The sequence below is a fragment of the Ruegeria sp. Alg231-54 genome (genome assembly GCF_900143525.1).
GTDB lineage: Bacteria > Pseudomonadota > Alphaproteobacteria > Rhodobacterales > Rhodobacteraceae > Ruegeria.
Map to the genome: position 1 here is coordinate 222403 of NZ_FREZ01000003.1, position 14055 is coordinate 236457.

At 55.4% G+C, this 14055-nt stretch carries 12 protein-coding genes, 1 tRNA gene and 1 pseudogene; 9 read left to right on the forward strand and 5 right to left on the reverse strand.

All coding sequences use genetic code 11. The features are described from left to right. Window positions 1–347 precede the first annotated feature (347 nt). Together DHN12_RS07865 and DHN12_RS07870 are read right to left on the reverse strand one after the other, a co-directional pair. A tRNA-Pro gene (locus DHN12_RS07865) sits at window positions 348–424 on the reverse strand. Between the two features lie 94 nt (window positions 425–518). After that, the gene (locus tag DHN12_RS07870) at window positions 519–1634 is read right to left on the reverse strand and encodes a class I SAM-dependent RNA methyltransferase (RefSeq protein ID WP_108859700.1); all 1116 of its coding nucleotides are present in this window, start codon (window positions 1632–1634) and stop codon (window positions 519–521) included. A 288-nt stretch (window positions 1635–1922) separates the two neighbouring features. Between DHN12_RS07870 and DHN12_RS07875 the strand changes: the two genes are divergently transcribed. The 6 genes from DHN12_RS07875 to nqrF are packed head-to-tail and all read left to right on the forward strand — an operon-like array spanning window position 1923 to window position 7783. Continuing rightward, complete coding sequence (locus DHN12_RS07875; RefSeq protein ID WP_108859701.1) at window positions 1923–3266, forward strand: Na(+)-translocating NADH-quinone reductase subunit A; 1344 nt, start codon at window positions 1923–1925, stop codon at window positions 3264–3266. Between the two features lie 5 nt (window positions 3267–3271). Continuing rightward, window positions 3272–4480: an NADH:ubiquinone reductase (Na(+)-transporting) subunit B gene (locus tag DHN12_RS07880; RefSeq protein WP_108859702.1), complete on the forward strand. Its 1209-nt coding sequence runs from the start codon at window positions 3272–3274 to the stop codon at window positions 4478–4480. After that, window positions 4473–5288 (forward strand): Na(+)-translocating NADH-quinone reductase subunit C, encoded by an 816-nt coding sequence (locus DHN12_RS07885; RefSeq protein WP_108859703.1) that lies wholly within the window; start codon window positions 4473–4475, stop codon window positions 5286–5288. Before DHN12_RS07880 ends, DHN12_RS07885 begins: the two co-directional genes overlap by 8 nt. Continuing rightward, the gene (locus DHN12_RS07890) at window positions 5288–5941 is read left to right on the forward strand and encodes an NADH:ubiquinone reductase (Na(+)-transporting) subunit D (protein WP_058272101.1); all 654 of its coding nucleotides are present in this window, start codon (window positions 5288–5290) and stop codon (window positions 5939–5941) included. The genes DHN12_RS07885 and DHN12_RS07890 overlap by 1 nt, the downstream gene beginning before the upstream one ends. After that, window positions 5941–6549, forward strand: coding sequence for an NADH:ubiquinone reductase (Na(+)-transporting) subunit E (gene nqrE, locus DHN12_RS07895; protein WP_058272100.1), 609 nt, complete (start codon window positions 5941–5943; stop codon window positions 6547–6549). The genes DHN12_RS07890 and nqrE overlap by 1 nt, the downstream gene beginning before the upstream one ends. 10 nt (window positions 6550–6559) lie before the next feature. Then, window positions 6560–7783, forward strand: coding sequence for an NADH:ubiquinone reductase (Na(+)-transporting) subunit F (gene nqrF / locus DHN12_RS07900; protein ID WP_108859704.1), 1224 nt, complete (start codon window positions 6560–6562; stop codon window positions 7781–7783). Between the two features lie 44 nt (window positions 7784–7827). On the opposite strand, the pseudogene DHN12_RS07905 reads toward nqrF, so the two are convergent. The 3 genes and pseudogenes from DHN12_RS07905 to DHN12_RS07915 form a co-directional block, all read right to left on the reverse strand. Beyond that, window positions 7828–8877, reverse strand: a pseudogene (locus tag DHN12_RS07905) (nucleotide sugar dehydrogenase). A 72-nt stretch (window positions 8878–8949) separates the two neighbouring features. Then, window positions 8950–9963, reverse strand: a complete 1014-nt coding sequence (locus tag DHN12_RS07910) for an NAD-dependent epimerase/dehydratase family protein (protein WP_108859705.1) — start codon at window positions 9961–9963, stop codon at window positions 8950–8952. 84 nt (window positions 9964–10047) lie between these two features. Next, complete coding sequence (locus DHN12_RS07915) at window positions 10048–10572, reverse strand: CBS domain-containing protein (protein WP_058277144.1); 525 nt, start codon at window positions 10570–10572, stop codon at window positions 10048–10050. A 374-nt stretch (window positions 10573–10946) separates the two neighbouring features. On the opposite strand from DHN12_RS07915, the gene DHN12_RS07925 reads away from it, so the two are divergent. From DHN12_RS07925 to DHN12_RS07935, 3 genes are all read left to right on the forward strand, one after another. Further along, entirely contained in the window at window positions 10947–11972 is a 1026-nt protein-coding gene (locus tag DHN12_RS07925) for an FAD:protein FMN transferase (protein ID WP_108859707.1), read from the forward strand. A gap of 15 nt (window positions 11973–11987) precedes the next feature. Continuing rightward, window positions 11988–12224, forward strand: coding sequence for a (Na+)-NQR maturation NqrM (gene nqrM, locus DHN12_RS07930; RefSeq protein ID WP_058272093.1), 237 nt, complete (start codon window positions 11988–11990; stop codon window positions 12222–12224). 105 nt (window positions 12225–12329) lie between these two features. Beyond that, entirely contained in the window at window positions 12330–13973 is a 1644-nt protein-coding gene (locus DHN12_RS07935) for a sulfatase-like hydrolase/transferase (protein WP_234416575.1), read from the forward strand. Window positions 13974–14055: the final 82 nt, after the last annotated feature.

The following is a 14055-nucleotide window of genomic DNA, read 5'->3' on the forward strand; positions in this document are numbered from 1 at the left end:
GCGCTTACCGGTCCAAAAAGCAATACTTGATATGAAGGTGTTTCTGGCTCATCGTAACCATTGAGGAGTGGGACATGAGAAAGCCAACGAAGAGCTCTGGCGAGAAGATCGTCAAAGACACCTTTGGCGCCTTGACTTATTTGGTCGAAGTGAGAGGATTCGAACCTCCGACCCCTGCCTCCCGAAGACCGGTGCAGAGGGCCAAGTTATTGAATTTTAGTCAAAGGAGCCCTGTTTTCCAGGCGTTGTCGCCAATCAAACCAGCCAAGTTCAGGTTCGGCAGGTTCATTGAACCTCAGAGCACTGTCTTGTAAACAACAAAGGCGCCCTAGAGCGCCTTTTTTTATTGGTCGGAGTGAGAGGATTCGAACCTCCGACCCCTGCCTCCCGAAGACAGTGCTCTACCAGGCTGAGCTACACTCCGACCGTGGCGCGTGATTTATACTTGCATTTTTGGATGTGCAAGGGGCTTTCCGTGTCGTTTGTGCGAATTGCGTTCGTCGTTTCCGAACATCAGGTCAGGCCAGCACACCGGTTCGATACAGTCGGATTTTGGTGCCACCGTGGTCCACAATTGGCCCCGGGGGCAGCAGAGGCAGACGGGTAGATCGAGCCAGGCTTGCGTTGCTGGTCACTATGCCGACACGCCAGCCCTTGAACTTGGTTTGCAGTACCTTGCCCAGGCTGCCGTAAACTGATCGCAGGCGTTTTTCATCCCCGACCCGGGCACCATAGGGTGGATTGACAATAACAAGACCCGCGGCATCCGACGGGGGTTTTATGTCGCTAACCGAGCGCGTCTGAAACATGGTGAGATCGGCAATCCCTGCGCGGTCAGCATTTTTGGTCGAGGCCTCAATCGCTCCGCTATTGCGGTCCGAGCCATAAAAAACCACGTCCGGTTTAGCCAAAGGATGTTGCTCGCGCATCGAGGACCAGGCGTTGGGGTCGAAACTTGGTAGATTTTCAAAGGCAAAATTGCGGGTACGGCCGGGGCGCAGCCCCAGCGCGATTTCGGCCGCTTCAATGACAAAGGTGCCAGAGCCGCACATCGGGTCCAGAACTGGCTCGGACCCATCAAATCCGCACTCTCGGAGGAACATTGCCGCCATCGTTTCGCGCATCGGGGCTTTGGCGACAGCCGGTTTGTGGCCGCGTTTGTGCAAAGGCTCGCCGGAACTGTCGATCGAAAATGTGCACAGGTCCTTTTCGATGCGCAGCAGGACGCGCACGGCCGCATCGGACGAAACCGGTGCGCCCAGAGTTTCCGTAATTGCCACTTCGATACGTTGCCGGGCGGCCCCTGCATGGTAGATTCGGGATTTGCGACTTGTCGCTTCGACTTTGACGGGCACATCGGGGCGCAAAAATTCGGCCCAGGGAAATTTTCGGGCCCGTTTATCCAGTTGTGCCAGGTGAACTGCGGGAAACCCACCCAATCGCACCAGAACCTTGTTCGCACCGCGCAGACACAGGTTCGCGCGCCAAACTTCAGGCCAGCCGCCGCGACAGGTGACGCCGCCGGGTACGGGCTTTGCATCTGCGAATCCCTGTTCGACCGCTTCGGCATGCAGCGGGGCTTCAAGGCCGGGCGTTGCCACCAGAAAAATCTCTAAATCGTTGTTTGGTTCCATCCCGGGTGCTTACACCGGAAGTGTTGTGGGTGCGATATGCAATTTCAACAGGTCCAAAATGCAGCCCTTCAAGTTAATTTGACAAAATATCGGCAATTTAGGCGGCAACGGGTTTGCGTTTGGCAACATCCCCGCGTAAAGGGACCGTGATCAAAACGAAGCTTGGAATGAAAACAGGTGCTATGCGCCTTTTTTGCTCTCAGGCTCCCACATACAGATCGTTTTGTGCCACTATGCAGTGGTGGGAACGATGTGTTGCAGGAAAGAGGCTTGGAAGACAGTAGCGACATGCAAACTTTCAAACTGAAAAAAGGGTTGGAGCTGCCGGTGCAAGGCGCGCCAGAGCAGACGATCCAACCGGGTCCTGAATTCAGGTCTGTCGGGGTTTTGGGGGCTGATTATCTGGGCCTGAAACCGCGCATGCTGGTTCAAGAGGGTGAAGAGGTTCAGCGGGGCACACCGTTGTTTTGCCACAAGGACGTGCCCGAGGCGATGATGGTCGCCCCGCTCAGCGGCAAGATTGTGGCCATCAACCGTGGTGCGCGTCGGGTGTTGCAGAGTGTCGTGATCGAAGTCTCGAACGTCAACGACACAGGTCTGGATTTCTCGGCTGTGGGCAATGCCGATACCGCCGAGGGCGTGACCGAACGTCTATGTGCGGCTGGCCTGTGGACCGCTTTCCGCACGCGGCCCTATTCCAAGATGCCCGCACCGGGTACCAAGCCCACGGCAATTTTCGTGACAGCGATGGATAGCGAGCCTCTGGCCGCTGATGCCGCGATCATTATCCAGGATGCAGGTGACGCCTTTGCTGTCGGCCTGAGCGCAGTTGCCAAGCTGACCGAGGGCAAGACGTATCTGTGCCAAAATGAGGGCGCAGCCCTGCCGGGCACCGACGTTCCGGGTGTTGAAGCCGCAGCATTTTCCGGACCGCATCCCGCAGGCCTGGCTGGAACCCACATCCACTTCCTTGAGCCGCTGGCCGGTGAAAAGCAGGTTTGGACAATCGGCTATCAGGATGTCATCGCGATTGGCCGTCTGATGCAAACGGGCCATCTGGATCCGAACATCGTGGTTGCCCTTTCAGGCCCCGGCGCGCGTCAACCCCGCCTGATCCGCACCGTCATGGGGGCATCGACCGATGATCTTACCCGTGACGAAATCAATGTGGACGGCACGGCCCGTGTAATCTCGGGCTCGATCCTGTCAGGCCGTCATGCAGAGGGGCCACAAGCCTACCTGGGCCGTTTCGCGCGTCAGATCAGCATCATCCGCGAAGACCATGATCAGCATACGTTGGGCTGGATTCTTCCGATGCCGTCGAAATACGCGGTTCAGCCGGTTCTTGGCTCGGCCTTTGCCAAGAAGCTGTTTGCATTCACGTCCAATCTGAATGGTGGACGCCGTGCGATGGTTCCGACCGGTACATTCGAACAGTTGATGCCGCAGGACTATTTGCCGACGCAATTGCTACGCGCTTTGCTGGTAATGGACACCGATACTGCACAGGCGCTGGGTGCGCTCGAGTTGGACGAAGAGGACCTTGGCCTTATCGGCTTTGCCTGTCCGGCGAAATATGAATATGGGCTGGCGCTGCGCGACTGCCTTACAAAGATTGAAAAGGAGGGCTGATCCGAATGGGTTTGCGCAACTTCTTTGACCGGATCGAGCCGAACTTTACTAAGGGCGGCAAGTACGAGAAGTATTTCCCCATCTACGAGATGGTCGAAAGCTTCATCTACACTCCGAAAACCGTAACCTCCGTTGCACCCCATGCGCGGTCCTACGTGGATATGAAGCGGATCATGACTTATGTCGTGATCGCTACGATCCCCTGTATCCTGTGGGGGATGTATAATACCGGCTGTCAAGCAAACACAGCCATTGCCGCGCTGGGTCCGGATTCAGCCACCGGCTGGCGGATCGCCATCCTGCAGATGTTCGGCATCTCGCTGAACCCCGCCAGCATCTTTGCCAATGTGATGCACGGGATGATGTATTTCCTGCCAATTTACATCGTCACTCTGGTTGCGGGTGGTATCTTTGAGGTCATCTTTGCGACTGTTCGCGGCCATGAGGTGAACGAGGGTTTCCTTGTAACTTCAATGCTTTACACGCTGATCATGCCCGCATCCACGCCACTTTGGCAGGTTGCGTTGGGCATCATCTTCGGGGTGGTGATCGGCAAAGAAGTCTTTGGCGGTACTGGCAAGAACTTCCTGAACCCAGCACTAGTCGGTCGTGCGTTCCTGTACTTTGCCTATCCGGCGAACATGTCAGGTGACACAGTCTGGACCCCGGTTGATGGCTTTTCAGGCGCTACAGCGCTGTCGGTATCCGCCTCAGAAGGATATCAGGCGTTGGCCACTGAGGGGCTGACATGGTGGAATGCGTTTCTGGGTCAGATGCAGGGCAGCTTTGGTGAGACGTCAACGCTGGCCTGTATGATCGGCCTGGCATTCCTGCTGACGACCCGCATCGCCAATTTCCGACTGATTGTCGGCTGTCTGGCCGGGACCATAGGCCTGACGCTGCTGTTCAACCTCATTGGCTCGGATACCAACCCGATGTTCGCGATGCCATGGTACTGGCACGTCGTCGCCGGCGGTTACGCTTTCGGTCTGGCTTTCATGGTGACCGAGCCCGTTTCAGCCAGCCATACCAACATGGGCCGTTATATCTACGGTGCTCTGATCGGTATCATGGTTGTGTTGATCCGTGTGGTGAACCCCGCTTTCCCCGAAGGCATGATGCTGGCAATCCTGTTCGGTAACGTCTTTGCACCGCTGATCGACTACTTCGTCGTTCAGGCAAACATCAAACGGAGGGCGCGTCGCCATGTCTGATACGCAATCCCCAGAACCCAAGGGCGCGATTGCCAAGTTTCTGGCGGCCTCGCCGGACTCGGTCGGCAAAACGATCTTTATCGCCGTCGCTGTTTGCCTAGTGGCCTCGATGGTTGTGTCCGCCGCAGCCGTTAGCCTGCGCCCGGTCCAGGAAGCCAACGCGCTGAAGGACAAGCAGATCAACGTTCTGCAGGTTGCTGGTGTCTATGAACCCGGCACCGACGTGTCTGAGGCTTTCGCCGCGTTCGAGCCGCACGTTGTTGAACTTTCGACGGGTGAGTTCGTCGACGACCAGTTCGATCCCGCAACATTCGACGATCTGGCCGCCGCAAGCGATCCAGAGCTGAGCGTCGCGCTGGACGATGACCCGGCCGGTATCGGCCGAAAGGCGTTGTACCGCGTTGTCTACTTGCTGCGCGACGATTCCGGTGCGTTGGACAAGGTTATCCTGCCGCTGCACGGCTATGGCCTTTGGTCGACACTCTATGGCTTTATCGCGCTGGAAAATAACGGCAACGATATCTACGGCCTGCAATTTTACCAGCACGGCGAAACTCCCGGTCTTGGCGCCGAGGTGGACAATCCGCGTTGGAAAGCGTTGTGGAACGGCAAGAAGCTGCGGGACGATGCCGGTGATCTGCAGATCACAGTATCCAAGTCGCAACCTGCCGCTGGCCCCGACTTTTATGTAGATGCGCTGGCCGGTGCCACGCTGACTTCGGTTGGTGTTGATAACCTGGTGAAATTCTGGATGGGTGATGCGGGCTTCGCTCCGTTCCTGGCCAAACTGCAAGCAGGAGAGTTCTGATGTCCCAGACCAAGAGAGAGATGCTGGTCGACCCGCTTGTCGACAACAACCCGATCACACTGCAGGTGCTGGGTATCTGTTCGGCACTGGCGGTAACCTCTTCGCTGCAAGTGTCCTTCGTGATGGCGCTGGCGGTTACCTTCGTGACCTCGTTCTCGTCCTTCTTCATCTCATGCCTGCGCAATCAGATCCCGGGCTCGATCCGGATCATCGTGCAGATGGTGATCATCGCCTCGCTGGTGATCCTGGTGGACCAGGTTCTCAAGGCTTATGCCTTTGAGATTTCAAAAACCTTGTCGGTTTTTGTTGGTCTGATCATCACCAACTGTATCGTGATGGGCCGGGCCGAGGCATTTGCGATGAAGAACCCGCCTGTCGCGTCCTTCATAGACGGTCTGGGCAACGGAATGGGCTACGGCCTGATCCTGCTGCTGGTCGGTTTCATTCGTGAGCTGTTCGGCAACGGATCGCTGTTTGGCGTTACCATTCTGGAAACCGTGAACAATGGAGGCTGGTACGTGCCCAACGGCATGCTGCTGCTGCCGCCGTCCGCGTTCTTTATCATCGGCTTGATCATCTGGGCCTTCCGCACATGGAAGCCGAACCAGGTCGAAGAACGTGAATACAAAATTCAGCAGGTAGAGGCCCACTGATGGAAGGTCTGATTTCACTGGCCGTAAAGGCCATCTTTGTTGAAAACCTCGCGCTCAGCTTCTTCCTCGGGATGTGTACATTCATCGCCGTGTCTAAGAAGATTTCGACCGCGCTGGGTCTTGGCATCTCGGTCATGGTCGTTCAGGCGATCACCGTTCCCACGAACAACCTGCTGCTCAGCTATCTGCTGAAGCCCGGTGCGTTGGCCTGGGCGGGTTTCCCCGATGTGGACCTGACCTTCCTTGGTCTGATTTCCTATATTGGCGTGATCGCGGCGATGGTGCAGATCCTTGAGATGGTTCTCGATAAGTATTTCCCGCCGCTTTATAACGCGCTTGGGATCTTCCTGCCGCTTATCACAGTGAACTGTGCCATTCTGGGTGGATCGCTGTTCATGGTCGAGCGTGACTATAACTTTGCCGAAGCAGCCACGTACGGTGTGTCTTCGGGCTTTGGCTGGGCACTGGCGATCACCGCGATGGCGGGCGTTCGTGAAAAGCTGAAGTACTCGGATATTCCGGATGGCTTGCAGGGTCTTGGTATCACCTTCATCACCGCGGGACTGATGGCGATGGCCTTCATGTCTTTCTCGGGCGTGAAGCTGTAAGGAGGGACGAATGGAAACTTTTAGCCTGGGCGTCGTCCTTTTCACCCTGATCGTTGTCGCTTTGGTGGCCCTCATCATGGCCGCCCGTTCGAGACTGGTATCGACTGGCGATGTGAACATCACAATCAACGGCGAAAAAACCATTTCCGTTCCCGCAGGTGGCAAATTGCTGCAGACACTGGCGGCCGAAAAGCTGTTTGTGCCTTCTGCCTGCGGCGGTGGTGGCACCTGTGCGCAGTGCCGTGTGCGTGTGCATTCAGGTGGCGGTTCGATCCTGCCGACCGAAGAAAGCCATATCACCAAGCGCGAAGCCTCTTGCGGCGACCGCCTGTCCTGTCAGGTTGCGGTCAAGCAGGACATGAACATCGAAGTTCCCGAAGAGGTCTTTGGCGTCAAGAAATGGGAATGCACGGTTCGCTCGAACGAAAACGTGGCAACCTTCATCAAGGCGCTGACTCTGGATCTGCCCGAAGGGGAGGACGTGAACTTTCGCGCTGGCGGATACATCCAGATCGAAGCCCCTGCGCATGCGTTGAAATACACTGATTTCGACGTGGAAGAGGAATACCGCGAAGATTGGGACCGCTTCAATCTGTGGCAGTATGAGTCGGTTGTGAACGAACCGATCGAGCGCGCGTATTCAATGGCCAACTACCCGGACGAAAAAGGCATGATCATGCTGAACGTCCGCGTTGCCTCGCCACCTCCGGGTTCCGAAGGTATCCCAGCAGGTCAGATGTCGTCTTACATCTTCAACCTAAAACCGGGTGATAAGGTCACCATCTCGGGCCCGTTTGGCGAATTCTTTGCCCGCGACACCCAGAAAGAGATGGTCTTTATCGGCGGTGGTGCCGGTATGGCCCCCATGCGCAGCCATATTTTCGATCAGCTCAAGCGTCTTGAAAATCGCGACCGAAAAATTAGCTTCTGGTACGGCGCACGGTCCAAGAAAGAGATGTTCTTTGTCGAGGATTTCGACACTCTGGCCGAGGAATTCGACAACTTCGAATGGCATGTTGCCCTGTCGGATGCGCAGCCAGAGGACGATTGGAAAGGCTACACCGGCTTTATCCACAACGTTCTGTTCGAAGAATATCTCAAGAACCACCCTGCGCCTGAGGACTGTGAGTTCTATATGTGTGGCCCACCAATCATGAACCAGTCGGTCATCAACATGCTGCTGGATCTGGGCGTGGACCGCGAAGACATCATGCTCGACGATTTCGGCGGGTAAGAAACAAAGAACCGGCGCTTACATGCGCCGGTTTTCTTTTGTGCTCAAAGACGAAGGTCGCTGGCCTCTATCGGCAGGACCGACTTGACGTCGAAGACCACGCTTGTGTCTTTTCCGAACGCTCTGATTTGCGCGGACTCGACATCCAAAGACTCTCGATGTGCGACGGCCAAAACGACGCCGTCATAGGCGTGTTCCTTAGGGGTGTCGACAAGGGGAATCCCATACTCGGCCAACGCTTTACCAGTTGCGACACTACATAACTGCCCATGCTGTCGTTCAGGCGTCGCCCGGCCAGAATGATCTATGGATGATGGCCGATCGCCTCTGCCTTATGTGTCAGGTAGCAAGGGTCAACGCCGATACAGTGTCCGCCAACGAGGCCAGGACGGAAGGGCAAAAAGTTCCACTTGGTACCCGCTGCGCGCAGAACGGCATCGGTATCAATGCCCAGACGTCCAAAAATCATCGCCAATTCATTGACCAGCGCGATGTTCATGTCGCGTTGCGTGTTTTCGATAACTTTCGCTGCTTCGGCCACGCGGATGCTTTCCGCTTTGTGCGTACCTGCCGTGATAATCCGGCCATAAAGCGCGTCTACCAGATCAGCAACTTCGGGTGTCGAACCCCAGGTCACCTTGCAAATGTCCGAGATCCGATGGGCCTTATCACCCGGATTAATCCGCTCTGGGCTGTATCCGGCAAAGAAATCCGTGTTGAATGTAAGTCCTGAAACCCGTTCGAGGACTGGCACACAGTCATCCTCGGTTGCACCTAGATTAACCGTGGACTCGTAAATCACCAAGTCAACTTTTTTTTAGAATACGCCCGACCGCCTCGGACGCACTCAGCAAAGGCGACAAATCCGGTTATTTGCCCGCCGTGATTGGCGTTGGAACGGTTATGACAAAGGTGTCACATGTTGCCAGATCGGAAGGTTCCGAAATAAAGGGCAAACCTTTCGCAGCGCTCAGATCATTGGGTTCAACTTCCTGAGTGCTATCCTGCCCCGCGCGCAGCGCGTCAATGCGTTTGGCATTGATATCAAACCCTACTACCGGGCTTTCGCCGGCAAAAGCCACAGCCAGTGGCAGATCGCCAAAGCTAACCCAATGACGACATTTTTTCGCGAACCGAGATTTGTTTCGTACATGCAGAAACTCAGTTCATTTCCCGTGATACTCACGAAACCATTCGACAAAACGAACGATCCCGTCTTTGAAGTCGGTTTTGGGACGATAGCCAGTGAGTTTCTGAAGCAAATCATTGTTGGCCCAAGTCGCGGGCACGTCGCCCTTTTGCATGGGCATGTAGTTGCGGATAGCTTTCTTACCAACGGCTTCTTCGATGGCATCGATGAAATCCATCAACCGAACTTTGTCGCCATTACCTACATTGACCACGCGCCAGGGCGCCACGGGTGAAAGGCTGTCTCCGTCTTCGATGTCGTTTGCGTTGTCCGGGCGCACTGGCGGAACGTCGATCAGCAACCTGATTCCGCGCACCAGATCATCTACATGGGTGAAATCACGGTACATGTCACCGTGGTTGTAGATGTCAATTGGGCGGTTTTCCAGAATGGCATTTACAAACTTGTAATACGCCAGATCGGGGCGGCCCCAAGTGCCATATACGGTAAAGAAGCGGAACATTGTGGTCGGAAGGTTCCAAAGATGCGCGTAGGAATGTCCCATCGCTTCATTGGCCTTTTTGGTTGCCGCATAAATAGTCAGTGGCGCGTCGGCCTTATCCACCTCGGTGAAGGGCATCACTTCATTCGCGCCATAGACCGACGAGGTGGATGCCATCAAAAGGTGTTCAACATTATGTTCGCGGGCAACCTCCATCACGTTGAATGTACCGACAATATTCGAGTCGATATAGCTGCGCGGATTCTCCAGGCTGTAACGCACGCCTGCCTGACCGGCCAGGTGCACGATCACATCTGGCTGAAATTCATCACCAACCTGTTTGAGCTTTTCGTGATTTTCCAACAAATCCTCGGTGACGGAAAACCCAGGGTTTTGCAGCAGCATCTGATGCCGGCGATTTTTTAGCGCGACATCATAGTAATCGGTCATCCCGTCATAGCCGTGCACCCGGAATCCTTCCGAAAGCAACAGTTTCGCAAGATGGAACCCGATGAAACCCGCTGTACCCGTTACCAGAACGTGCTTCATTTTACCCTCGACCTATAACCGAACAAATTTTGGCATCAAGGATACTGTCAGTCAGCCAAGGTCAAGGGATTTCTGCCGGAAGGATCAGCCTACGATCATTTGTTTCATACGCAACGCTTCATACTCCAGTTCTTTCAGCCGGAAATGAACAACGTCACCTATTGTGACGACGCCGCGCAGTTTGCCGTCGCCAACAACGGGCATGTGGCGAAAACGTCCTTCGGTCATGGTTTTCAGGACATCATTCAACAGATCGTCTGGTGAACATGTCTTGACCTCGCGCGTCATCAGATCCTCGACGGATTGCGGCAGGGTCTGGCCGGGCGTGTCAGCCATGCGCCGGACGATGTCGCGTTCGGACAGAATACCCTGAAGGGTGCCGTTCTGGTCGGTCACGACCACGGCACCAATCCGCTTTTCACTGAGGGTATTCACGACCGAATGGATCGTGTCGTTTGGGCGCACCGCAAATACAGCATCCCCTTTACCCGCAAGCAATTTTGCCACCGTCGTCTGCGAGTGCGACAGATTGGATTCAACCGATTGGCTGTGCGTGCTTGTATCGGTCTTGTCGCCGCGGGTAGGGGGCTGATATGAGGTTGGGGCCATTGGCAATCTCCTCTTATTTTTGAGATGGCTTCCCTTACACCTTACCGCAGCAATGCGGTCTGTATAGGGTACAAATGCCCAAACCGGGGAAAACTGCCGCTAAACAAGGATATCCGGCCTGTTGTCTGACTTGTACCTTACCCCGCCCGTCGCAGTGCTGATTTTCTTTGCCGTGGTCGTGTGCGGGCATAACTTTAGAATGGCCTGGAAACAGCAGGCTGTCGGCTGGCAAAAGAAAGCTTGGCTATTTGGTGTGCCTGCCGGCATCGGACTGCTTATGTTGGGCTTCCTGCCGCTAAAGTTGTGAAGTCGGTTTGACTCTGCAAGGGGCCGCTGGCATATGCCGGGCACGGTTTTCCTCTGGAGGTCTCTCGATGCGCCTTTTGCCTGTTCTGGCTGTTGCAACACTTGTTTCCGGATGTCTCTTTGACAAAGAACCCGAGGTTGTGCGCCTGTCCGGTGAGACCATGGGTACCACATTCAACATCACCGCTATCGGCACGGATGTGGATGAGACTGCATTGGGCTCTGCCGTCGAAGAGACGTTGGCAGACGTGAACGCCAAGATGTCCAACTGGGACCCCAACTCAGAGGTTTCGACATTTTCGGCGGCGTCCAGCACTGAACCCACTGAGGTTTCCGAAGAATTTGCGCTGGTTTTAGGCGCAGCAAATGACGTGCATGAAAAATCGGGAGGCACGTTCGACGTAACGCTTGGCCCGCTGATCGAACTGTGGGGCTTTGGTCCGCGCAAGCCAGAAGATCCGGTGCCATCAGATGCCGAGATACAGGCGGCGTTGGAAAGCGTTGGTCAGGAACGCTTGCTGATGTTGGACAGCGACAACGGAACTTTGGCCAAATCAGATGCTGGCGTGGGCATCAACCTGTCAGCAATCGCCAAAGGATATGGCATCGACGCGGTGGCTGCGACGCTGCGCGACGCTGGGATCGAAAACTATATGGTCGAGATCGGTGGTGATCTGGTCACCATGGGCCAGAACGACAAAGGTGAGGCATGGCGGATCGGGATCGAAAAGCCCGAAGCGGGGGCCCAAAACCTGCAGTTGGTAGTTGAGCTGGACAACCTCGGTATGGCGACCTCTGGCGACTACAAGAATTTCTTTGAACAGGACGGCGTGCGGTATTCGCATATCATCGACCCAACAACAGGTCGTCCGATCACGCATCGCACGACCTCGGTCACGGTTCTGGCCGAAAATGCAATGATGGCGGATGCCTGGGCGACAGCGATGTTAGCGCTGGGTCAGGATAAGGGCCTGGGGCTGGCTGAAGAACATAAACTTGCCGTGTATTTTATCTCGCGGGATGTGACAGGTGGCGACGATGCCTATATTACGGTTCACAGCACTGCGTTCAAAGACGCACTGGGCACCAACTGATAGGTAGGAACCGGGATGAGCACCTTTATCATAGCCTTTTTTCTGCTTTTGATCATCGTGGTTGGCATGTCGCTGGGCGTCATGCTGATGGGCAAGACGATCAAAGGCAGCTGTGGTGGTCTGAACGCAATCTCTGGCGCGGACAAATGTGTGGTCTGCAAAAAGGATGTCGATCCCAATTCGCCCTTGCGTGATCAGTTGCAATGCAAACGTGCCAAAAAGATGCTTGAGCAGATGGAGCGTCAGGCCTGAACGCAGATTGCGCTTCGCTATAGTGATGGTAATGGCTAAATAGACCCCTGAGGTGACTTGGGGGAGAGCGCGCGTTTGGCCAAAGCCAAAAACATCCTGTTTATCATGTTCGATCAGCTGCGCTGGGACTACCTCAGCTGTTACGGGCATCCGCATTTGCACACCCCCAACATTGACCGGCTGGCTGCTGACGGAGTCCGCTTTGATCGGGCCTACATCCAGTCCCCGATTTGCGGCAGTTCGCGCATGTCGACTTATACCGGCCGCTACGTGCATTCACACGGAGCCTCATGGAATGGCATTCCATTGAAGGTCGGTGAAATCACGATGGGGGACCAGCTGCGCAAGGCAGGCATGGGCTGCTGGTTGGTCGGCAAAACCCATATGCGCGCAGATGCGGAAGGCATGGAGCGGCTGGGGTTGGAGCCTGACAGTCTGATCGGCGCGCGCGTCGCGGAATGCGGGTTTGATGTATATGAACGCGATGACGGTATGCTGCCTGAAGGACCCGACGGATTTAATGATCCGGATGGCGCGCAGGAATACAATAAGCATCTGGCTGATAAATGGTATGAGAGCGACAACCCCTGGCACGACTTTGCCAATTCGGGGCTGGATGAGGACGGCAATGTCCTGTCCGGCTGGTTTTTGAAGAACTCAACCGAGGCGGCCAACATAGCGGAAGAGGACAGCGAAACCCCTTATCTGACCGGACGTGGCATCGAATTCATGGACACCCATGATGGCCCGTGGTGCTGTCATCTGAGCTTTATCAAGCCGCATTGGCCATACATCGTGCCGGAACCTTATGCCTCGATGTACGGGCCGGAACATGTTCTGCCGGTCGTGCGCTCCGACGCGGAACGTCAGAATGCGCATCCGGTGCTCAAGGCATTCATGGATACTAAAGTCGGGCAGACATTCTCGCGGCAGGATGTACGTGATGCGGTGATCCCGGCCTATATGGGGCTGATCAAACAGGCCGATGACCAGATGGGGCGACTGTTTGACTGGATGGGGGAAACCGGCCGGATGGAGGACACGATGATCGTGCTGACATCCGATCACGGCGATTTTCTGGGCGATCACTGGATGGGCGAGAAAACGTTCTTTCAAGACGCATCAACCAAGGTGCCACTGATCATCTATGACCCGTCACCCGAAGCAGACGGAACGCGTGGCACCGTAAGCGATGCACTGGTCGAATCCATCGACCTTGCTCCGACATGTGTGGATGTGGCGGGTGGTGAGATCGCAGGGCATATCCTTGAGGGGCACTCCTTGCTTCCGATCCTGCATGGGCAGCAGAACGAAACACCCCGCGACGTGGTGATTTGTGAGTACGATTACTCTGCATCACCAATTGCAGACATGTTGAATGCCTCTGTCCGGGACGCAGTCATGTTCATGGCAGCCAACAAAAAATGGAAGCTGATACACTGCGAAGGCGGCCATCGGCCTATCCTGTTTGATCTGGAAAATGACCCTAACGAGCTTGTCGATCTGGGGAACAGTGCCGATCACGCCGATATTATTGCCCAAATGTACGACCACCTGTTCGTTTGGACACGCCGCCAGTCGCAGCGCACGACGCGGTCGGAACAGCAGTTGATTGAGATGCGGAGCAAAAGCCGGGGCAGGGGGATCGTGGTCGGGGTCTATGATGAAAACGATGCGCCGCTGGACCTGACAGTCAAGTATCGCGGTCGCACGGCGCGTCCGTATACGGATTTGATAAACAAGGGTTGAGCGGCCTAAGTATTAAATCTGCACAACCGCGCACAAAATACAGTTCAATTGCCCGAGGGCAGGCGATACAAGACCGAACAGA